This is a genomic window from Amycolatopsis sp. NBC_01286, assembly GCF_035982555.1.
GTDB lineage: Bacteria > Actinomycetota > Actinomycetes > Mycobacteriales > Pseudonocardiaceae > Amycolatopsis.
The window spans coordinates 2,957,560-2,977,729 of sequence record NZ_CP108428.1 but is presented as its reverse complement, the minus strand read 5'-3'; the positions used below and the strand labels follow the sequence as shown (position 1 = coordinate 2,977,729).

At 70.7% G+C, this 20,170-nt stretch carries 19 protein-coding genes; 4 read left to right on the top strand and 15 right to left on the bottom strand.

From position 1 onward, the window contains the following. Positions 1 to 18 precede the first annotated feature (18 nt). The 6 genes from OG570_RS14530 to dacB all read right to left on the bottom strand — a co-directional run bounded on the left by OG570_RS14530 (position 19) and on the right by dacB (position 7,033). Positions 19 to 1,440, bottom strand: coding sequence for a hypothetical protein (locus OG570_RS14530; protein WP_326944933.1), 1,422 nt, complete (start codon positions 1,438 to 1,440; stop codon positions 19 to 21). A 22-nt stretch (positions 1,441 to 1,462) separates the two neighbouring features. Next, positions 1,463 to 1,828, bottom strand: coding sequence for a hypothetical protein (locus OG570_RS14525; protein WP_247058808.1), 366 nt, complete (start codon positions 1,826 to 1,828; stop codon positions 1,463 to 1,465). Between the two features lie 154 nt (positions 1,829 to 1,982). Beyond that, the gene (gene hpt / locus OG570_RS14520; protein WP_326944934.1) at positions 1,983 to 2,534 is read right to left on the bottom strand and encodes a hypoxanthine phosphoribosyltransferase; all 552 of its coding nucleotides are present in this window, start codon (positions 2,532 to 2,534) and stop codon (positions 1,983 to 1,985) included. A gap of 3 nt (positions 2,535 to 2,537) precedes the next feature. After that, positions 2,538 to 3,497, bottom strand: coding sequence for a tRNA lysidine(34) synthetase TilS (gene tilS, locus OG570_RS14515; RefSeq protein WP_326956914.1), 960 nt, complete (start codon positions 3,495 to 3,497; stop codon positions 2,538 to 2,540). Next, positions 3,494 to 4,504, bottom strand: coding sequence for a zinc-dependent metalloprotease (locus tag OG570_RS14510; RefSeq protein WP_326960028.1), 1,011 nt, complete (start codon positions 4,502 to 4,504; stop codon positions 3,494 to 3,496). Before OG570_RS14510 ends, tilS begins: the two co-directional genes overlap by 4 nt. Before the next feature lie 102 nt (positions 4,505 to 4,606). Then, positions 4,607 to 7,033 carry a D-alanyl-D-alanine carboxypeptidase/D-alanyl-D-alanine endopeptidase gene (dacB, locus tag OG570_RS14505; protein ID WP_326956912.1) on the bottom strand — a complete coding sequence of 809 codons (2,427 nt, stop codon included), beginning with the start codon at positions 7,031 to 7,033 and terminating at the stop codon, positions 4,607 to 4,609. A gap of 175 nt (positions 7,034 to 7,208) precedes the next feature. Here dacB and OG570_RS14500 point away from each other — a divergent pair, with 175 nt between their 5' ends. Next, complete coding sequence (locus tag OG570_RS14500; RefSeq protein ID WP_247058812.1) at positions 7,209 to 7,727, top strand: inorganic diphosphatase; 519 nt, start codon at positions 7,209 to 7,211, stop codon at positions 7,725 to 7,727. Between the two features lie 57 nt (positions 7,728 to 7,784). Here OG570_RS14500 and OG570_RS14495 read toward each other — a convergent pair whose 3' ends face one another. Next, positions 7,785 to 9,440, bottom strand: coding sequence for an MDR family MFS transporter (locus tag OG570_RS14495; RefSeq protein ID WP_247058813.1), 1,656 nt, complete (start codon positions 9,438 to 9,440; stop codon positions 7,785 to 7,787). A gap of 95 nt (positions 9,441 to 9,535) precedes the next feature. Next, positions 9,536 to 10,282 carry an Lrp/AsnC family transcriptional regulator gene (locus OG570_RS14490; protein ID WP_326956908.1) on the bottom strand — a complete coding sequence of 249 codons (747 nt, stop codon included), beginning with the start codon at positions 10,280 to 10,282 and terminating at the stop codon, positions 9,536 to 9,538. Positions 10,283 to 10,477: 195 nt separating this feature from the next. Here OG570_RS14490 and OG570_RS14485 point away from each other — a divergent pair, with 195 nt between their 5' ends. After that, positions 10,478 to 11,239 carry an inositol monophosphatase family protein gene (locus tag OG570_RS14485; RefSeq protein ID WP_326956906.1) on the top strand — a complete coding sequence of 254 codons (762 nt, stop codon included), beginning with the start codon at positions 10,478 to 10,480 and terminating at the stop codon, positions 11,237 to 11,239. Positions 11,240 to 11,293: 54 nt separating this feature from the next. Here OG570_RS14485 and glyA read toward each other — a convergent pair whose 3' ends face one another. The 5 genes from glyA to OG570_RS14460 form a co-directional block, all read right to left on the bottom strand. Beyond that, positions 11,294 to 12,562, bottom strand: a complete 1,269-nt coding sequence (gene glyA, locus OG570_RS14480; protein WP_326956903.1) for a serine hydroxymethyltransferase — start codon at positions 12,560 to 12,562, stop codon at positions 11,294 to 11,296. Between the two features lie 144 nt (positions 12,563 to 12,706). Continuing rightward, positions 12,707 to 13,129, bottom strand: coding sequence for a 50S ribosomal protein L11 (gene rplK, locus OG570_RS14475; protein WP_326956901.1), 423 nt, complete (start codon positions 13,127 to 13,129; stop codon positions 12,707 to 12,709). A 39-nt stretch (positions 13,130 to 13,168) separates the two neighbouring features. Continuing rightward, the gene (locus tag OG570_RS14470; RefSeq protein WP_326944942.1) at positions 13,169 to 13,690 is read right to left on the bottom strand and encodes a gamma carbonic anhydrase family protein; all 522 of its coding nucleotides are present in this window, start codon (positions 13,688 to 13,690) and stop codon (positions 13,169 to 13,171) included. A 26-nt stretch (positions 13,691 to 13,716) separates the two neighbouring features. Further along, a complete protein-coding gene (locus tag OG570_RS14465) occupies positions 13,717 to 14,520 on the bottom strand; it encodes an ABC transporter permease (protein WP_326956899.1) in 804 nt (267 codons plus the stop codon). Beyond that, entirely contained in the window at positions 14,517 to 15,482 is a 966-nt protein-coding gene (locus OG570_RS14460; RefSeq protein WP_326956897.1) for an ATP-binding cassette domain-containing protein, read from the bottom strand. The genes OG570_RS14465 and OG570_RS14460 overlap by 4 nt, the downstream gene beginning before the upstream one ends. A gap of 65 nt (positions 15,483 to 15,547) precedes the next feature. Between OG570_RS14460 and OG570_RS14455 the strand changes: the two genes are divergently transcribed. Further along, positions 15,548 to 16,123: a TetR/AcrR family transcriptional regulator gene (locus OG570_RS14455; RefSeq protein ID WP_326956895.1), complete on the top strand. Its 576-nt coding sequence runs from the start codon at positions 15,548 to 15,550 to the stop codon at positions 16,121 to 16,123. Here OG570_RS14455 and OG570_RS14450 read toward each other — a convergent pair. Continuing rightward, positions 16,114 to 16,701, bottom strand: coding sequence for a TetR/AcrR family transcriptional regulator (locus OG570_RS14450; RefSeq protein WP_247058822.1), 588 nt, complete (start codon positions 16,699 to 16,701; stop codon positions 16,114 to 16,116). The two genes, OG570_RS14455 and OG570_RS14450, sit on opposite strands and share 10 nt — an antisense overlap. Positions 16,702 to 16,824: 123 nt before the next feature. Between OG570_RS14450 and OG570_RS14445 the strand changes: the two genes are divergently transcribed. Continuing rightward, entirely contained in the window at positions 16,825 to 17,280 is a 456-nt protein-coding gene (locus OG570_RS14445; protein ID WP_247058823.1) for a GreA/GreB family elongation factor, read from the top strand. A 109-nt stretch (positions 17,281 to 17,389) separates the two neighbouring features. Here OG570_RS14445 and OG570_RS14440 read toward each other — a convergent pair whose 3' ends face one another. Next, positions 17,390 to 20,107 (bottom strand): NACHT domain-containing protein, encoded by a 2,718-nt coding sequence (locus OG570_RS14440; protein WP_326956891.1) that lies wholly within the window; start codon positions 20,105 to 20,107, stop codon positions 17,390 to 17,392. Positions 20,108 to 20,170 lie beyond the last annotated feature (63 nt).

The following is a 20,170-nucleotide window of genomic DNA, read 5'->3' as shown; positions in this document are numbered from 1 at the left end:
CGTCCGGCCCGATCAGGATCAGCGGTCTTCGTCGTCCTCGGACCACGCGCCGATGACCGGCGGCGGGGTCGCCTGGTTGGCGCCGAAGGCCTCGTCCGGGTCGGCTTCGATGAGGAACGACGCGTGCGTGTGCTCCTCGTCCTGCTCGCCCTGCGCACCGCGCGGGGCCATTCCGCCGCCCATGCCGCCCATGCCGGGCGGCGGCGGGGTCTGGCCGCCGATGGTGCCGGCCGACGACACGAGACCCTGCTGCGGCGCCTGGGCCGAGGCGGCGCTCTGCGCCTGGCCGTCCGCCGACGCCAGGGACGTCTCGTTCTCCGACTTCGCACCGGAGCGGTTGCCCTTGCCCAGCGCGCGGGACGCCAGAGCGCCGAGACCGCCGGCGGCGCCGCCGATGCCCAGGCCCATGCCGATCTTGCCGAGCGGGTTGCTGCTGCCGCCGCCGGTCTGCGCGCCACCGGGCACCTGGCCGGCACCCGTGGTGGTGCCGCCGGTCGTCCCGGCCGCGGTGCCACCGGGCACGTCGCTGCCGAGCGCCGCCGCCGCTTCGTGGCCGCCGAAACCGCCGGTCCCGCCGACGCCGCCGTGGGCCGCGTTCGGGGCGAACGCCGAGTGCTGCGCGTCGAACGCGCCGCCGTGGCCGCCGAAGCCCCCGCCGCTCGAGGCGAAGACCGCGTTGCCCGCACCGCCGAGGCCGTGGACCGGGCCGGTGGCGCCGACGCTGCTGATGCCGTCGAACGAGATCGAGTTGTGCGACCCCGTCGGCTTCATGCCGAGCGACTCCGGGCCGAAGCTCGGGGTCGAGCTGTCGACGTCGCTCATCGACTTGGTGTAGGCGTTGAAGAACGCGACCTGCTGCGTCTTGACGTCGTTGGCCGCGTCCGCCTGGGCCTTCTGGTCGGCGACCAGCGCCGCCGGGCCGCCGGCCAGTGCCGCCGCCATCGACTGCTTCGGGTCGTAGTCCTTGGGGGCCGGCATCTTCTTGACCTCGGCGGCCGCGGCGGCCTGCCGGGCGAGCCGGTCCGACATCGTGTGCGCGGCCTCGGAGGCCTGCGAGCCCGAGTTGGCGATGGCCACCAGCGCGCCCTGGGCACCCGCGGCACCGCGGCCGACCCAGGCGTTGCCCAGCTCGGAGATCGCGTTGTACAGGTGGTCGGAGGCCTGCTTCAGCTCGCTGCCGTGGTGCGACCAGGCCTGCCCGGTCGCCTCGGCCGTGCCGGGGTCGTTGTTGTTGACCGCGCCGTCGTAGAGCTGCTGGCTGGCCTGCGCGTTCCAGTTCGGCGGGTTCGCGATCGCGCGGTCGCTGCCCATGTCGAAGCCGTCGGAACGGCCGCGGGCGTCCGCGACGATGTTCTGGGCCGACGCGTTGTCGCCGAGCGGGACCAGCGAGCCCGGGTCAGTGGTGGCGGTCGACGGCTGGTCGCTGTGGTTCGGAGCCATGACTTCGAGTCCCCCTCTGGGCTCAGGCGTTGCGGAACGGGTCGGCCGCGGCCTGGTCGATCTCGTGGTACCGGGACATCGCCGTGACGATGCCCTCCTCGGCGGCGGAGTACTGGTCGAGCAGGTTCTGCAGGGCGGCGGCGTACGAGTCGCCCCCTCCGTCCGCGCGCTGCACGAACTTCGCCGCCATCGCGTTGCCGACCGGGTTGTCCCCGAGCTTCGGCGGCTGGGCGAGCGTGCCCGCCCCGCTGAGCAGGGCCTCGACGGCGTCCTTGCCGGTGCGGATCTTGTTCAGCACGGTCTGCGCGGCGTCGGGGTCGATCCCGACCTGACCAGCCGCGGCGGCCGCCTTGAAGGCGTTCGCGTCGGCAGCGCTGCTGTTCGCCATCAGAACTCTCTCCCGTTCCCCCGACCCGGTCACCGCGGGCACGACAATGTCTTCGCATAGGTTAACGCACGTGATCAGAGCGTATGACGCGATCGGCGGCGCCGGGGTTCCGCGAAACCGGTAATTGCGGTGAACGGTCGGTGAACCCCGTCCGTCAGGACGTGTAGACCTTCGGGTCCAGCGTCCCGATGTAGGGCAGGTCCCGGTAGCGCTCGGCGTAGTCCAGGCCGTAGCCGACGACGAACTCGTTCGGGATGTCGAAGCCGATGTACTTCACCGGGACGTCGACCTTGACCGCGTCCGGCTTGCGCAGCAGCGAAACCACCTCGAGCGAGGCCGGGTTGCGGCTGGCCAGGTTCTTCAGCAGCCACGAGAGCGTGAGGCCGGAGTCGACGATGTCCTCGACGATCAGCACGTCGCGGCCCGCGATGTCGCGGTCGAGGTCCTTGAGGATGCGGACGACACCGGACGACGACGTCGCCGAGCCGTAGGAAGAGACGGCCATGAATTCCAGCTGCGTCGGCAGCGGCAGCGCACGGGCGAAGTCGGTCATGAACATGACCGCGCCCTTCAGGACACCCACCAGCAGGAGTTCACCCTGCCCGTTGGCCGGATAGTCGGCGGCGATCTGCGCCGACAGCTCCGTGATCTTGTCCTGGATCTGCTGCTCGGTGACGAGCACGGAGGCGATTTCGCCCTCGTACACGGGTCAGTCCCCTCGGGTGGTGGGTTGGGAGATGACGCAGAGCCTGCCACGGCACCGTCGTGCTTCCAAGTTGCCGGGTAACCAGACGCCACCCTGACCACGCCACCGGGCGACGAGCGCGTCGACCGCCCGGAGGTGCCCGTCGGTGAGCTCGCGCACCCCCGACTCCAGCAGCCACCTGCGGAGAACCCGCCGCCGCAGGGCCGCGGGCTCGCCTTCGAGGACTGCGACATCCAGCCCTTCGACGCCGCCCGCACGGGTGAAGATCCTGTCCGCCGATGTGTCCAACGCCTCGCTGTCCTCCCGCAGCTGCGCGGCCGTGCGGGCGAGCGCGGCCGCCACCCCGCCGTTGAGGACGTCCTCCAGGAGCGGCAGGACCTCGGTGCGCAGCCGGACCCGGGTGAAGCGCGCTTCGGTGTTGTGCGGGTCCTCCCACGGCTCGACGCCGAGCTCGGCGCACGCCGCCCGGGTGGTCGCGCGCGGCACCGCCAGCAGCGGCCGGCCCCACGGCGGGTCGTGCGGCCGCATCCCCGAGACGCTGCGCGGGCCGGAGCCGCGGCCGAGCCCGAGCAGGACGGTTTCGGCCTGGTCGTCGAGGGTGTGGCCGAGCAGGACGAGATCGTGGCCGGCGAGCGCGCGGTAGCGGGCCTTGCGCGCGGCCGCCTCGGGCCCGCCCGGTCCGGTGACGTCGACCCGGCGCACCTCGGCCTCGTCGGCGCCCAGTGACTTCGCCGCCGCGGCGGCGTCGCGCGCGATCTTCGCCGAGCCCTCCTGGAGGCCGTGGTCGACGACCAGCGCGCGGACGCGGTGGCCGCGGTGGCGCCCGACGTACGCCGTGGCCTCGGCCAGCGCGAGCGAGTCGGCGCCGCCGGAGACCGCGACGCACAGTTCGGCCGGCGCCTCGACGCTCTCCAGGAACCCGCGGACGGCCCGCCGGACGGCCGCGACGGCCGGCCCGGTCATCCGTGCAGGCGCCGGACCCAGGCGGCCGGATCGGCGATCTCGGCACGCGACGGCAGGGTGTTCGGCGAGCGCCAGACGGCGTTGAAGCCCGCCATGCCGACGGCGTCCACGACGTGCTTCGTGAACTTCGCGCCTTCTTCGTACTGACGGATCTTCGCGTCGACGCCGAGCAGCGCGCGCAGCAGCCGGTCGAAGACGCCGCCGCCCTTGCGCCGGGCTGAGAACCGCGCGCGGATGGTGTCGACGCTCGGCACGACCTGCGGGCCGACGGCGTCCATCACGTAGTCGGCGTGGCCTTCCAGCAACGTCGAGAGCGCGAGCAGCCGGTCGAACACCGCGCGTTCCTTCGGCGACTGGAGCAGCTCGGCGAGGTTCAGCTTCGGGCCCTGCTTGATCGCCTCGGGCAGCCGGCCGACCAGGTCGGCGAGACTGTCGTTGCTGCCGCCGGCCAGGCCGGAGACGAGCCGCTCTACCTCGTCGGCGAAGTAGTCGCGCAGCCAGGTGACGGCGGTGAACTGGAGCCGGTGGGTGCACTCGTGCAGGCAGACCCAGAGCCGGAAGTCGCGCCCGGGCACCTTCATCGCGCGTTCCGCGGCGACGACGTTCGGCGCGACCAGCAGCAGCTGGCCTTGGCGCTCGGGGCCGCCGAAGGGGTCGTACTGGCCGAGCACGCGGCTGGCGAGGAACGCGAGCACCAGGCCGGTCTGGACGCCGGCACCGCCGGCGAGGATCGGCCCGAACGGCCCGCCCTGCTGCGGCAGCGCGCGCCCGGTGAGCGCGTCGAGGCCCGCGGCGGCGGACCGGACCCAGCCCGGGCGGTCGACGACCTCGCCGGGCAGCAGCGGCAGGTCGAGCCCGAGGTTCGTCAGCTGCCGGACGTGCCCCTCGGCCGCCATCGTCAGCTCACGCAGATCGGTGACGGCCGCCTCGGCCTCGTCGCGCGGAACCTGGGGGCCGCCGCGCACGAGCAGCGCCCCCGTCTGCGCGGCGAGCGACCAGTCGACCATGGGCCGGGTGTCGGTTTCCTGACTCACCCTTTCGACGCTACCTGCCCGGAGCGGGTTTCCGGCCACGACTTCCGCACGCTTCGCACACGGACCGGTACGCGATCAGCCGCAGCCGCACTTCCGGAGGCCCGTCGCGAGGACGTCCAGGGCGTCCCGGCCGGCGTCGGTGTCCGAGCCGTTGGACATGAACGCGAAGACCAGCACCCGGCCGTCCTGGTCGAGCACCACCCCGGCGAGGGTGTTGACGCCGGTGAGCGTGCCCGTCTTGGCCCGCACCCAGCCGCGGCCGGCCTGCGAGCCCGCCGTGTCGAACCGCTTGTCGGCGAGGGTGCCCGACGCACCGGCCACGGGCAGGCCGGCCAGCAGCGCGCGCAGCTTGGCGGTGTCCGGGTGCTTGCCCTCCGGGCCCGCCGCGGCCGCGAGGACCTGGGACAGCAGCTTCGCCGGGATCTTGTTCTGGTCCGAGATGCCGCTGCCGTCGGACAGCTGGACGCCGGTCGTGTCGAAGCCGTGGTCCTTCAGCACCTTGAGCGTCGCGGCGGCACCGCCGGCGAAGCTGGCTTCCTGGCCGTTGGCCATGGCCACCTGGCGGGCGAGGGCTTCGGCGAGGACGTCGTCGGACAGCTCCATGGTGTCGGAGACCAGCTCGGTCAGCGGGGCCGACTTGACCTCGGCGAGGACCTTGGCGTCCTTGGGCGCGGTCGCCTGGCCGCCGGCCGAGGCGCTGAGCTTCGACGCGATCGTCCCCGCGAGCGCGCTGCCCGCGTTGGGCACGCGCTGGGAGTTGTTGTTCTTCGGGTCCGTGCGGCCGGCGTCGGCCATCACCGACGAGATCTGGGTGGCGAACGTCGACGGCGCGTCGCCCGCGGCCCAGCCCGGCGCGGTCGTCGCGCCCTTGAACAGGCTCAGGTCGACCTGCACCTTCTTGACGCCCGGGTTGGCCTTCTTGACCTGCGCAACGAGGTCGTCGACGTGGGCCGCACTCGGGTACAGCGGCGACTCGGTGCCCTGCGGCAGCGAGGTGAGGGTGGGGTCGCCGCCGCCGACCAGGATCACCGTGCCCGGGTCGGTGCCCTGCACGATCTTCGTCGACAGCCGGGTGTTCGGGTCCATCGAGAGCAACGCGGCCGCGGAGGTCAGCACCTTCGTCGTCGACGCGGGCGTGACGGGCGACGTCGCGTTGCGGTTCCACAGCTCGGTGCCGCTGACCGGGTCGACGACACTGCCGGTGAGCTGGCCGAGCGCGCTGCTGCCGGCCGCACCGGCCAGCGCCGACTTGACGCCGTTGGCGGTCGGCGGCTGCCCGGACGTGTTCGGCCCCTGCAAGACGCGGCTGGCCGCGGCGGGGTCGGGGCTGTCGCCCTTCGGCGCGTTCGGCGCCCACGGCAGGCCCAGCCGGTTGGACACCTTCGGCATGGCCGCGGCGACCCCGAGGCCGACGAGCACCACCAGCACGATGGCACCGATCGCGATCAGCTTGCCCTTGCGCTTCTTCTTCGGCGGCTCCGCGGCGGTGGCGGCCTCGGCGGGCGGCTCCGGTGTCGGGGGCTCGGCTTGCGGCTCGCTGCGGGGCGGCTCGTTGCGGGGCTGGGGCTGCTGCTGGAAGGCGCCGGGGAACTGGGCGGGCCGTTCGATCCCGACGGTCGCCTCGGCGTCGAACTGCCGCCCGTCCGGCTCGATCCGCATCGGCCGGGCCAGCGAGCCGGCCGACGCCGACGGGACGACCCCGCGCGGCGGCTCGGGCGGCAGGCCGGGACGGCGTTCGCCGGGCTCGGCGGGCCGGTCACCGCGGTGTTCCCGCAGGTCGATCCGCTGCGCCCAGGGGGCGTCCGGGTTCGGCCGCGACGACGTCTCGTCACGGCGTTGCTGCTGGTCCTGGGGCCGTTGCTGGTCCGGCGGCCGCTGTTGCTGCTGGTGCGTCTCGCCGCGCTGCTGCGTCTCGCGCCAATGCTGCAGCTCCTCGCGCCACGGCTGCTGCGGCTCGTCCGGCTTCTTCGGCTCGCCCTGCTCCGGCTTCCCGCCGGGCCAGACGTTCCGCTCGACCGGCACCCACGGCGCCTTCTCCGGCTTCTCCTGCTTCTCGACCTTGATCTGCCGGGTGCTCTCGGGGTCCCACTTCGGCTCCGCGGCCTTCGGCTCCGCGGGCTCCGGCTCGGCCTCGACCGGCTCGGCGGCTTCGGCCGGCTCCGGCTCTGGCTCGGCGGGCTTCGGCTCCGGCGCCTGCTGCGGCAGCTTCGGCTTCGGGGCGCCGCCGAGGCGGTCGGCGAGGTCCTGCTTGACCGCGGGCGGCGGCTCGGGCGGCTCCGGCGGCTCGACCGGCGCGTTCAAGCCGGGCACCGGGTCCGGCTCGACGTTCGGCGCGAACCACGAGCCCTTCGGCGCTTCACTGCCTGTGACCTTCGGCACGCTCACCCGTCCGGCTGACGCCGGTGGGGTGTCCGGCAGCGACATCGGAGTGGTCTTGCCCGCACCCGACGACGAGCGGTCTTCGTCCGACGAAGGCCACATCGGCTGGTCGTTTTCCGGCACCCACCACTCCTTCTCACCTGCCCCGGAAGGGGCCAAGCTCACATGCCTCCCGGCCGACATCGATGCGACCGCCGGGCAGGCCGTAGTCCACACTAGGAGACGTCAAGACAGTCGCTGAGGTTGCCGCCCGCGACGTGCGGGCACGCCCGGATCTAAAAGAAGCAGTGAGGACGCCGTGGAGTTCGACGTCACGATCGAAATCCCCAAAGGGGAGCGCAACAAGTACGAGGTCGACCACAAGACCGGCCGCATCAAGCTGGACCGGACGCTGTTCACGGCCACGCAGTACCCGGCCGACTACGGCTTCATCGACGACACCCTCGGCCAGGACGGCGACCCCCTGGACGTGATGGTGCTCGTCCAGGAGCCCACCTTCCCGGGTTGCCTGATCCGCTGCCGCGCGATCGGCATGTTCCGGATGACCGACGAGAAGGGCCCGGACGACAAGGTCATCGCCGTCCCGTCGAACGACCCGCGCCTCGAGCACCTGCGCGACATCCACCACATGAACGAGTTCCACCGCCTGGAGATCCAGCACTTCTTCGAGGTGTACAAGGACCTCGAACCCGGCAAGAGCGTCGAGGGCTCGTCCTGGGTCGGCCGCACCGAGGCCGAGGCCGAGATCGGCCGCTCGTACGAGCGCGAGACCGACCGCCTGGCCAAGGAGAAGGCCGACGGCGGCACCGCCCACTGACGCCCCACGCGAAAGAGGCCCCTCGGAAACCGAGGGGCCTCTTCGTGTTTCAGCAGGTCAGTGCGCCAGGGCCAGGGCGGGAGTGCCCTCTTCCTCGGCCTCCGCGCGCTGCTCCATAGCCGACTTGTCCGAGAGCGGCTTCTCCTTGAGGAACCACACCAGGGCGAAGCCGACGGTCAGCACGATCCCGCCGACCAGGAACACCGTGCTCATCGAGTCGGCGAAGCCCTGCAGGATCGGCCGGGCCAGCGTCGGGTCGAGCGAGGACAGGAACGACGTGTCGTTGACGTCCAGGCCGCTCTTCAGCTGCTGCGCGAACTCCGGGTGCTGGGCCAGCGCCGCGGCGTAGGCCGGGGTGCTGATCGCCGAGCGGACGGCGCCGGCGATCTTGTCGCCGACCGTGCCGAACAGGATCGACAGGAACACCGCGGTGCCCGCCGTGCCGCCGATCTGCCGGAAGAACGTCGCCGCCGAGGTGGCGACGCCGATGTCCTGCGGGCGGACGTCGTTGGTCGCCGCCAGCACCAGCGTCTGCATCGAGGCGCCGAGGCCGAGGCCGATCACGAAGGCGATCACCATGACCAGGTTGAGCGAGGTGTCGACGGTGATCGTCGACAGCGCGAACAGCGCCGCCGCCATCAGGCCGATCCCGGCCACCGCGAACATCTTGTAGCGCCCGGTCTTCGAGATCAGCCGGCCGCTGGTCAGGCTGGCGACCATGATGCCGAGCGTCAGCGGGAGCATCTGCAGGCCGGCCTGGGTCGGCGTCGCACCCTTGACGATCTGCAGGTACAGCGGCAGCGACATCATCGCGCCGAACATCCCGGCGCCCTGCACGACGGTGACCAGCGTGGCCATCCGGAACACGGGGCGGTTGAACAGGCGCAGCGGCAGCAGCGCGGCGTCGCCCATCCGGCGTTCCTGCCAGATGAAGGCCACGACACCCAGCCCGCCGATGACGTACATCGCGATCGACGCGGCCGAACCCCAGCCCCACTCGCGGCCCTGCTCGGCGACGATCAGCAGCGGCACCAGCCCGACGGCCAGCGTCACCGCGCCCCAGTAGTCGACCTTCTGCTCGACGCGGGTGTGCGGGAGGTTGAGGACCTTGCTGACGACGGCCAGCGCGGCGAGCGCGATCGGGACGTTGACCAGGAACACCCAGCGCCAGCCGGTGATGCCGGCGAAGGAGTCGATGCCGGCGAAGAAGCCGCCGACGACCGGGCCCGCGACGCTCGAGATGCCGAACACCGCCATGAAGTAGCCCTGGTACTTGCTGCGCTCACGCGGCGCGGTGATGTCGGTGATGATCGCCAGCGCCAGGGACATCAGGCCACCGGCGCCGAGGCCCTGGAACGCGCGGAACGCGGCCAGCTCGTACATCGAGGTCGCCATGCCGCTGGCCAGCGAGCCGACCAGGAACAGCGAGATCGCCGTCAGGTACATGGGCTTGCGGCCGTAGAGGTCGGACAGCTTGCCGTAGAGCGGCGTCGAAAGCGTGGCGGTGATGAGGTACGCCGTGGTGGCCCAGGCCTGCAGCGACAGGCCGTGGAGCTCGTCGGCGATGGTGCGCATCGACGACGACACGATGGTCTGGTCGAGTGCGGCGAGGAACATGCCGAGCATCAGCCCGGACAGGATGGTCAGGATCTGACGGTGCGATAGCCGGCCTTTCGTAGCGGCTGCTCCTTCCGCCGTGGTGGTGTCGCTCATGGTGGTCTCCCTCGGATGAAGCCTTCGTCGTAGTTGCTTGTAGCTGTCAACTACTTGCTTCGGCCAACTATTCCGCGGAAGCTTGTATCGTGCAATCAAATATCCTGTGACCCTGGTCTCCCGCCCCGCTTGACGGCCCGCGCGACCACCGTGACCTCGGCGGACGGCACGTCGAGGCCGGTGACGAAGGCGTAGAGGCCGGCCAGGTCACGGCACCAGACGGCGGCCATCAGATTGGTCACGCCGGTCGTGGCGAGGGTGCCGTGGACCATCGGGTGCCGCGCGAGCACGCGCCCGACGTCGTCGAGCCGGCCGGGCGGGACGGTCATCCAGACGTTGGCGTCGACCGTCAGTCCGAGCGCCGTGACGTCGATGTTCGCGTAGGTCCGGATGCGCCCCGACGCCGTGAGCCGGTCGAGCCGCCTGCGCACGGTGGACTCCGGGGCTTCCGCGGCCAGCTCGCCGGGGCCGAGCCGGGCGTCGATCGCGAGCCGGGCCAGCAGCCGCCGGTCGAGTTCGTCGAGGGTGACGTCGCCGCCGGGTGGCGGCGGGGTCAGCGCGGCGACCTCGGCGTCGGCGAGCAGGCCGGTGCGCCAGCGCGTCGCGTCAGAGAAGACGTGGAGGATCGAGTGCGCGCGCAGCTCGGTGATCGCGGAGGTCGACGGCAACGCGTCGTGCACCAGCCGGCCGGAAGCTGATCTCCGCGCTACCGGCCAGGAGGTCGACACTGGGTGCGCCCGGCCAGCCTCGCCGATCACCGGCGTCCAGCCGCGGAACAGCTTCACCCGCAGAAGCAGCGCGCCGCGCTCGGGCTCGGGCTCGGGGCCGGCAACCGAAAACACCCCCCACCCTCCTCGGGGGGACGTCCCCAGTCCAGTCTATCGGCGGCGGGCGGCAAACCCGGCCGTAGCGCGGGTTCTCGGCCGACCTGTCCACAACGCTCCGCCCCTGTGGACAACCGCAGCGCAAGCCATGGCGCCAACATCCGATCCGTCGGGCACGAGCGCTCTCAGCCACCCGAGCGTAACCCTGGACGCATGCTGAAATCAGTGATCGACATCGTGGAAACCCTGGCCACCGGCATCCGCGCACCGCAGCGGCCACCCGCGTCGCTCGGCGAGCTCGCCACGACGTTCTCGGCGATCGACGACCCGCTGGTCGCGAGCCTGCGCGCGGCGCTCGCCGGAATCCGGCCGGACGCGGGCTGGGTCGACGAGTTCGAGGACATCCCCGGCGGCGAGGTCTGGGTGGTGGACGCCCTCGACGGCGCCGTCCAGCTCGTCCAGGGCCTGCCGCAGTACTGCGTCACCGTGACGCTGCTGCGCGACGGCGAGGCGGAGCTGGCGGTGCTGCACTCGCCGTGGCTCGGCGAGACCTACGCGGCTGCGCGCGGCGCCGGCGCGTGGCGCAACGGGACGCCGATTTCGCCGTCGCGCAAGACTTCCCTGGACGCGGCGGTCGCGGCGACCAGCCAGCCGCCGTTCGTCACGCGCCAGCCCGGCGTCTCGGCCGCGGCGGGCCGATCGCTCACGGCGGTACTCGACGAGGTCGCCGCGGTCCGGAACCTCGGCCCGACGTCGTGGCAGGTCGCCGACGTCGCGGCCGGGCGCCTGGACGTCTTCTGGCAGTACGGCCGCGACGCGACGAACCTCGTCGGCGCGGCCCTGATCGCCCGCGAGGCCGGCGCGGTGGTCACCACCGCCGACGGCGCCCCGTGGACCCCCGCGTCCCCGAGCTTCCTCGCCGCCACCCCCACCCTGCACCCGCTCGCCCTCGCCACCCTGGCGCGAAAGCCGTGAAGGCCTCCTTCCCGGCCATAAGAGCCGGTAAGGAGGCCTTCACGGCTTTACAACTCAGGCCGAGTAGCCCGGGATGGGGAACGGCGCCAGGAACTCGCGGATCTCCGCGGCGATCGTGTCCAAAGAGGACTCGTTCTGCGCGGCGGCCGCGGTGACCGTGCGGTCGATCCAGTCCGCCACCTGCACCTGGTGCTCCGGACGGAGGCCGCGGGTGGTGATCGCGGACGTGCCGAGCCGGATGCCGGACGGGTCGAACGGCTTGCGCGGGTCGAACGGCACCGTGTTGTAGTTCAGCTCGATGCCCGCGCGGTCGAGGGCCTGCGCGGCCGGCTTGCCCGCGACGGCCTTGTTCGTCAGGTCGATCAGCAGCAGGTGGTTGTCCGTGCCGCCGGAGACGAGGTCGTAACCGCGCGCCAGCAGCGCGTCGGCCAGCGCACGGGCGTTGGCGACAATGCTGTGCGCGTACTCGCTGAACGACGGCTGCTGCGCCTCCCCGAGGGCGACCGCGATGGCCGCCGTCGTGTGGTTGTGCGGGCCGCCCTGCAGGCCGGGGAACACGGCCTTGTCGACGGCCTTCGCGTGCTCGGCGTCGGACAGGATCATCGCGCCACGCGGGCCGCGCAACGTCTTGTGCGTCGTCGTGGTGATGACCTGCGCGTGCCCGACCGGCGACGGGTGCGCACCGCCCGCGACGAGCCCGGCGATGTGCGCGATGTCGGCGACGAGCACCGCGTCCACCTCGGCGGCGATCTCGGCGAACGCCGGGAAGTCGATGGTGCGCGGGATCGCCGTGCCACCGGCGAAGATCAGCTTCGGCCGGTGCTCGCGGGCCAGGTCGCGCACCTGGTCGAGGTCGACGCGGCCGGTCTCCTTGGTGACGCCGTAGCGCACCGGCGTGAACCACTTGCCGGTCGCGGAGACGCTCCAGCCGTGGGTCAGGTGGCCGCCGTCCGGCAGCGCCATGCCGAGCACGGTGTCGCCGGGCTTCGCGAACGCGAGGTACACGGCCAGGTTCGCCGGAGACCCGGAGTAGGGCTGGACGTTGGCGTGGTCCGCGCCGAAGACGGCCTTCGCGCGCTCGATGGCGAGCAGCTCGACCTGGTCGATGAACTGCTGGCCCTCGTAGTACCGCTTGCCCGCGTACCCCTCGGAGTACTTGTTGGTGAGCACGGTCCCGGTGGCTTCGAGCACGGCCTGCGAGACGTAGTTCTCCGACGCGATCAAGCGGATCTTGTCGTGCTGGCGCTTGGCTTCGTCCTCGACGAGCCCGGCGATGGCGGGGTCGGCGGTCGCGAGCGCGTTCAGTTTCGGCTGGTGGGTCATGGGCGTACTCCGGCTCTGGAGTGGCCTTCACCCAGGCGCGCGGTGCCGGCCTCGTCGTCGCTTCCCGGTGGTGCTCCACCTCGATGGCGCCAGTCGCTGCTGCGGGGCAGAGCTTAGTGCACCCCGCTCGAGCCGCGGTTCACTTCAGCCGACGACCGCGACGCCCATGGACCGGGCCGTGCCGGCGATCGTGCGCATCGCCATCTCGACGTCGGACGTGTTCAGGTCCGGCAGCTTGCGCTCGGCGATCTCGCGCAGCTGCGCCGTCGTGATCTTGCCCGCCACCTCGTGCCCCGGCCGCGCGGACCCTTTGTCCCCCAACGCCTTCTTGATCAGGAACGCCGTCGGCGGAGACTTGAGGCGGAGCGCGAACGAGCGGTCCTCGAAGACCGAGACGACCACCGGCACGACGTCGCCGCGCTGGTTCGCCGTCGCCGCGTCGTAGGTCTTCTTGATCTCGACCAGGTTGACCCCGGTCTGCCCCAGCATCTTGCCGAGGTCGACGACCGGGGCGTTGCCCGCGGCGAGTTCGAGGGTGACCTGGTGGGTGAGTTTCTTCGGAGCCATGGCCCGAAGCTAGAGTCTCCAGTTACTGGAGAGTCAACCTCAATCGATCGGCTTGGTGCCGGCGCGGTGACGGCGGGCCAGCTCCTGGTAGATCGCGGCGTTGTGGTCGACCCACATCCGTGCCGAATCGGTCAGCGGGACGAACTTCTTCGCCGGGCTGCCCATCGCGATGACCTCCTCGGGCACCTCGGTCGCCGGGGTGACCGTCGCGCCCGCCGCGACCAGCGCCCGCGCGCCGATCTTCGCCTTGTCGAGCACCGTCGAGCCGTTGCCGATCAGCGCCTGCTCCCCGATGGTGCAGTCGTGCACCAGGCACTGGTGGCCGACGGTGACGTTCTTGCCGACCTCGCAGACGCCGTCGTTGACGTGGATCACCGAGTTGTCCTGGATGTTGGCACCCTCGCGGATGACGATCCGGCCGAAGTCGGCCCGGACCACCACGCCGTACCAGATCGAGGCGTCCTTCTCGACGACGACGTCGCCGATGAGGGTGGCGGTGGGCGCGATCCAGGCGTCCGGGTGGACCTGCGGGCTGAGCCCTTCGAACGAGAACAGAGGCATGTCCGCACCCTAGACGAGCGGTTTCCTCAGCCTTGCCTGCTGTAGAGCCGGAGCGTCACCGGGCCGGCCACGACGACGAGGACGGCCGTGGCGACGAGGGACCACCCGACGCCGGTGCCGCCGGCGTCGTTCATCAGGTCCCGCGCCGCGCTCGCGACGTGGCTGAGCGGGTTGACGTCGACGAAGGCCCGGAGCCAGCCGGGCAACGTCGCGGGCTCGACGAAGATGTTGCTGGCGAACGAAAGCGGGATCAGCACGGCGTTGGCGATGCTGATCACGACGGCCGGATCGCGGACGACCAGGGCGACCGCCGCCCACACCAGCGACAGCGCGAGCCCGAACGCGACGACCAGCGTGACCGCGGCGAGCACGCCCAGCGCGCCGCCGTCCGGGCGGTAGCCCATGACCAGGCCGAGGACGACCACGATGGCGGCGGCGAACACGTACCGGGCGGCGTCGCTGAGCAGGCCGCCGAGCACGAAGGCGCCACGCCAGATCGGCAGGCCGCGGAAGCGGTCGAAGGCGCCGCTCCGGACGTCCCGGGCGAGCCGGGCGCCGCCGTACATCGTGACGATGGCGATGCTCATGCTCAGCACGCCGGGCAGGAGAACCTCGAGGTAGTCGCCGGTCGAGCCGCTGAGCGCGCCGCCGAACAGGTAGGTGAACAGCACCGTGAACAGGATCGGCACGGCGGCCGAGTCCACGAGCTGCTTGGGGTCGTGCTTGATCTTGAGCAGGCCGCGCCGGCCGAAGGTGGCCGAGGCCGTGAGAGCGCCGGCGTGGTGGCGGGTGCGGCCCTCGGCGAGCAGGACGTCGATCGGGGTGCTCATGCCGTCAGCTCCCGGTGCTCGGTCAGGGCGAGGAAGGCCTCGTCGAGACTGGGCCGGCCGAGGGAGAACTCCGCGACGCCCACCCCGGCGTCGGCCAGCCGGCTCATGGCGCGCCCGGCCAGCCGGCCCGCGTCCACCCCGGCGTCGAGCGGCATCGACAGCGCGAGCGGGTCGTCGGCGAGCTGGACCGCACCGACCGCCGCCAGGATCTGCCGGGCCCGCGGCCGCTGCTCGCCGTCGAGCAGCCGGACGTGCAGCGTGCCCGCGCCGACCCGGGACTTGAGCTGGGCGCTGGTACCTTCGGCCACGATCCGGCCGTGGTCGATGACCGCGATCCGCTCGGCGAGCTGGTCCGCCTCTTCGAGGTACTGGGTGGTGAGCAGCACCGTGGTGCCGGCCGCGGCGATCCGGCGGACGAGCTCCCACACCTGGTTGCGGCTGCGCGGGTCGAGGCCGGTGGTCGGCTCGTCGAGGAACAGCAGGTCGGGCGTCGTGATCAGGCTGGCGCCGATGTCGAGCCGGCGCCGCATGCCGCCCGAGTAGCCGCCCACCGGACGCCAGGCCGAACGGGTCAGGTCGAACGCGGCGAGCAGGTCGTCGGCGCGCTTCCTGCTCGCCGCGCGGGACAGGCCGTGCAGCCGGCCGAGGAGCAGCAGGTTCTCGTAGCCGGTCAGGTCTTCGTCGAGGGAGGCGAACTGGCCGGTCACCGCCACCCGGGCGCGGATCGCGGCCGTTCCGGTCACGACGTCGTGGCCGAGGACGCGCGTCGTGCCACTGTCCGGCCGGGTCAGCGTGGCCAGGACGCGGATGGTGGTCGTCTTGCCCGCGCCGTTGGGACCGAGGAAGCCGAACACCTCGCCGCGCCGGATCGTGAGGTCGATTCCGTCCAGCGCCCGGTGCCCGCCGTAGGCCTTGACCAGGCCGCGTGCTTCGACCGCCGGCGGATCACTTTTCTTTGACATGCCGTAAGAGTTAGCTATCTCTGACAAGTTGTCAAGGTTATAGCCGGGCTCCTACGATGCTCGGAATGGTCACCACGCAGCCACGCCGTCGCCGCGCCGACGCCCAGCGCAGCATCGACGCCATCCTCACGGCGGCCAGAGGCGTGCTCGGAGAGCAACCGGATGCGGGCATGGAGGACATCGCCGCGGCGGCCGGCGTCACGCGCCAGACCGTCTACGCGCACTTCCCGTCACGCGACGCCCTGCTCGCCGCCCTCGTCGAAGTGGCGGCCGCCGAATACGTCGCGCTGCTCGACAACGCCGGCCTCGACACGGCCCCGCCCGCCGACGCGCTGGCCGCGTTCCTCGGGGCGGGCTGGCGGTTCCTGGACCGCTTCCCGCTGTTGCTGAGCCCCGCCGCCGGGCTCCCCCGGCCCGGCAACGACCCCCACGACGTCGTGCCGCCGCGGCTCGAGCGGCTCATCGTGCGAGGCCAGGACACAGGCGAGTTCGACGCGGCGCTGCCCGCGGCGTGGCTCGCCGCCGCGATCCTCGGGCTCCTGCACACGGCGGCCGCGGAAGTCACGGCCGGGCGCGTCACCGCCGACGAAGCCGAGAGGTTGTGCCTGGAGAGCGCGCTGCGCCTCTGCCGTCAGCCGTAGTTGGCGAAGCAGAGCGCTTCGATGTCGGCGCGCAGGGTCGCGAACGACCGCGGCCGCACCCGCTGCTGGACGACCGTGCCCAGCAGGTACGAGAGCAGCGCGCGGGCCCGGGCGCGCGGGTCGTCGACGTCCAGGGGCGCCAGCAGCTCGGCGAGGAGCTCGGTGAGCGACGTGAGCATCACGTCGATGGCCTGCGGGTGCTGCGCCCGGCCGGCGGCGATCCAGTACTCGAACCAGAGGAACGCGGCGTTCGGGTTCGCGGCGAACACGCTCAGGTACTCCTCGACCACCGCGAACAGCCGCTTGCGCGGGTCGGCGTGCTTCGCGCCGACGTCGCGCAGGCCCGCGGCGAACGCGGTGATGTGCGCGGCCATGGCCCGGTCGATGAGGACGTCGATGTCGGCGAAGTAGTAGTGGATCGCGCTCTTGGTGAGCGGTCCGGCGTCCGCGATGGCGCGGACGGTGCAGCCCGCGAGGCCGTCGCGGGCCAGCACGACACGGGCGGCCTCGACGATCTGTTCCTGCTTGGCCAGCTGGTTGGGAGAGAGCCGGTCACTGCGACCGGGGACGGCGCTCACGGTGATTCTCGTTACCTTCTTCCTGGACGACGGCCCCAAATCCTAGGGCAGACGTCCTGCGGGTGGCCGCCGGGTGAAAAACCGGATTGGCCACCCCGGTCCGCGCGGCGGACAATGCGCGGCATGGTGATCTCAGGGGACAAGGGGCTCAGCCCGGCTGCGCGCAGCCAGCTGGAGAAGGAAATCGCGAACCTGCGCGCGCAACGCGAAGCTCTCGCACCGCAACCCGGCGAGCAGGAGCGAACGGGCGACGCGGCGGACCAGGCGGACGTGATCGACCGAGCGGAGGCCGCGGCGCGGCTCGACCGCCAGATCGCGGACCTGGCCGCGAAGATGGAACACGGCGGCTACGGCAACGCCCAGCTCCCGGACGGCACAACGGTCACCCTCCGCTTCTCGGACGGCGACGAAGAGACGTTCCAAGTGGTGACGGTCCCGGGCGAAGACTCCGACGCGATCACCTCGGACAGCCCCCTGGGCCTGGCCCTGGTCGGCCGCAAAGCGGGCGACGAGATCACCTACCGCACCCCCCGAGGCGACGCCAAGGCCAGCGTGGTCAAGGTAGCCCCGCCGAAGTAACCCCCTGCTCACCTCGAAGGCCCCCACCCACAAGGTGGGGGCCTTCGCTTGCTTCAGAGTGACCCGTGCGGGTGATTCTCTGGCAGTCGCGACATTTAGCGATCGCCGCTCACGCACTGTCATCCGCGATCAGTGCGCGCAACGTGTTGCGCCGCTCGTCTTCGGCGAGCATGCAGGACTCCGAGGACACGAAGGTGATACGCCGCAACTCGACGCCCGCCACCTTCACCTTCCGGAGGAACAGCCGAGGCAAGAGAGCCACGAAGATCCGCCGATAGGATTGTCGCCAGCTGCGCGCACGCCAAGGCGGGTTGACATTGGCCAGGATCGCATAGGAGAACCTGCGCGCAGCCGGGTACTTTACGACCACGAACGTCAGCAGAAGCAACAGATCAAGTATCGCAGTTGTAACCGCGAATGTGATCATGTTCGCCCCCGGGTTCTTTTTATAAAAAAAGGAAGCCGTGTCGAAAAACACTGCCGTGGAACATGCCACCAAAAGCAGCGCAGCAAGAAGCGAAACCCATCGCGGCCGCAACCCGCCAGGCGGCACCAGGGCGGCCAGGCGTTCGATTCCATTGACATCCGGGCCGTCACCGTACGGTGACGGTAGCCTTCTGGCAACCACTAGCGTCAGCGCGTAGCTGTACATCGACGGCCCCAGAATTCTTCGCGCGCTCCACAACGACCGATTGTCGACCGACGGCATCTTGCCCGCAAAATACCAGCGAACCGCCGGAGCCAGCTCACCGTTGACCCTCGATTGCATAGGAGTGGGATCCCGGTCGACCAGTTCGTCCGCGATGAATTCGCTGTTCATACCTGCATGGGCGAGCACGACGCTCCACTGCTCCAGCTTTTCTTCACTTCCCGGTACCCACCGCAGGTCTTCGAACTTCTGCAACGCCAGTGACCGGAACGCCGGATCGTCGAAGCTCGAGATCACCAGCCCCGGGCGCTCCGCCACCAGATCCATGCCGACCGCTTCGGCGAGCCGGAACGCGGCCGGGGCGTCCGTCCTGGCGAAGGTCACGAAGACCCGGTTCAACCTGTTCTTGTCGGACTGGATGAGCGTCGCGAAGAACTCTTCTTTATGGCCGTCGTCCTGGCGCCCGAACAGCGAGCGCCACTCCACCTCGTCCGACAGGACGACGCTGAACAGGTGCAGACGCCGGAGCCAGTCCGCGTCCCACTCGTCCGATGGGGTCGAAGCCAGCGCCGTTTCCTCGTTCCTGCGGTAGTCCAGCCACAGATCGAGGTCATAGGCCTGTGTTTCCAGAAAACAGCGCCCCAGCGTCTCGCTGTCGACGAACGGAGCGAGCTCGACGAGGGCTTCCGTCCGCTCAGACCGGTGAGTGGAGGCCACACAGAACGGAATCACCTCCACCAGACGGCTCCGCAACTGCACCTGGGCCGACTGAGCGAAGGCGTCCTGCAGATCTCTCAGCGCCTTCCATCCACCGGCGATTCCCTGCGCGAACTCCCGCGCCGCGAGGAACTCACAAAACGTCAGGTGGATGAACCTGAACGACTCCCGCGACCGCTCCTCTGAGATGATCCCGGTTTCGTTCAGGATCTTCAGGAACTCGGCTTCGGCGACTTCCTCGGACGACTTCAGGACGTCCTGCACCACCTCGATCGCCTTGGACCACCGCAGCGAATTGGCCGGCTGCGCCGGGTCGGCGATATTGTCTCGTGCCAGCCGCCCGAGGATCGTTTCGCGTTGTTCTCGTAGCATCGACCGAGCCTGAACTCCGAGCTGCCGGCTACGCCGCCGGACCAGGAGCTCCTCCACGACGTTCGAGTAGAACGCCGTGCGTGTGTCCGGAGCTCCCCCGGCGTGCCGGCCCTCGACATCGCTGGCGACATACATGGCGAGCACCAGCGGATTCGAGCACATTTCCCGGAGCGTCGGCCGATCGGCCAGTTCACTGTAGATCCTGGTCACTGTGGCTTCGTGGCTGTCATCGAAAGGCCAGCGGCTTAGGAACCGGTAGATCCCACTCGGAGTGAACGGCTGGATGTGGGCCACCATCGGGAAGTCATCGTCGAAGTCCGCACCGATCTGCTGGTGGAACTGGCTGCGCATGGTCAGGACGATCGAGTTGCCGTCGCTCTTGTTCTCGAGGAGTTTGCTCAGCTCCAGGATCGCCGTGGCGACCCGGGGGTAAGAGTCGCCTGCCACCTCGTCGAGACCATCCAGGAGGACGACTAGGCCGCGGCCGAGCGCGTAGACGTCGAAGAGCTTCTCCATCTCGAAGCCCTCGACGGTGGCCACGGTACGGCGCAACTCGTCGTAAGCCCATTCGCCGAGGGCTCGTTCGTCGTCGGCAGTTTCCGGTGGCGAGAAGTTCTTCAGCTCGATCATGATCGGCAGCTTGTGCCGCTGGACGCCATGCAAGCCCCGGTTCAGCGTCTGCCGGAACACCTTCTTGATCAGCGAGCTCTTCCCTGAGCCAGGGTCACCGATGATCCGCACCCGCAGGCTTTTGCCCAGCACCTCCTCCAGGAGATCCTGCGACCCCATCTTCTTACTGAACCGGAGCGGGACGAAGACCGAATCCGTTTCCAGGAAGATGGAAGTCCGGCCCGGGACCGTGAGATACCGGCTGCCGGACTTTCCCAGCAAGGTGCGGCAGTACCGGCGAAGGCTGACGCGGCGCATCAACGCCGTCCGGAAAACGCGGCCGAGCGCGAAGAAGATCGCGTCGAGGACCGCGGACGCGTGCTCCTTGAGAAACTTGACCAGCCGACGCGCGAGGAAGAGGACAATCGGCGTCACGATGACGGAGATGATCGCCGTCACGGGGTCGAACCAGTTGAGCACGCAGATCACTCCTCGCAGTCCCGCCAGCCGACCCGCGTCGGCACCCGCGCACCTTGGTCGCTG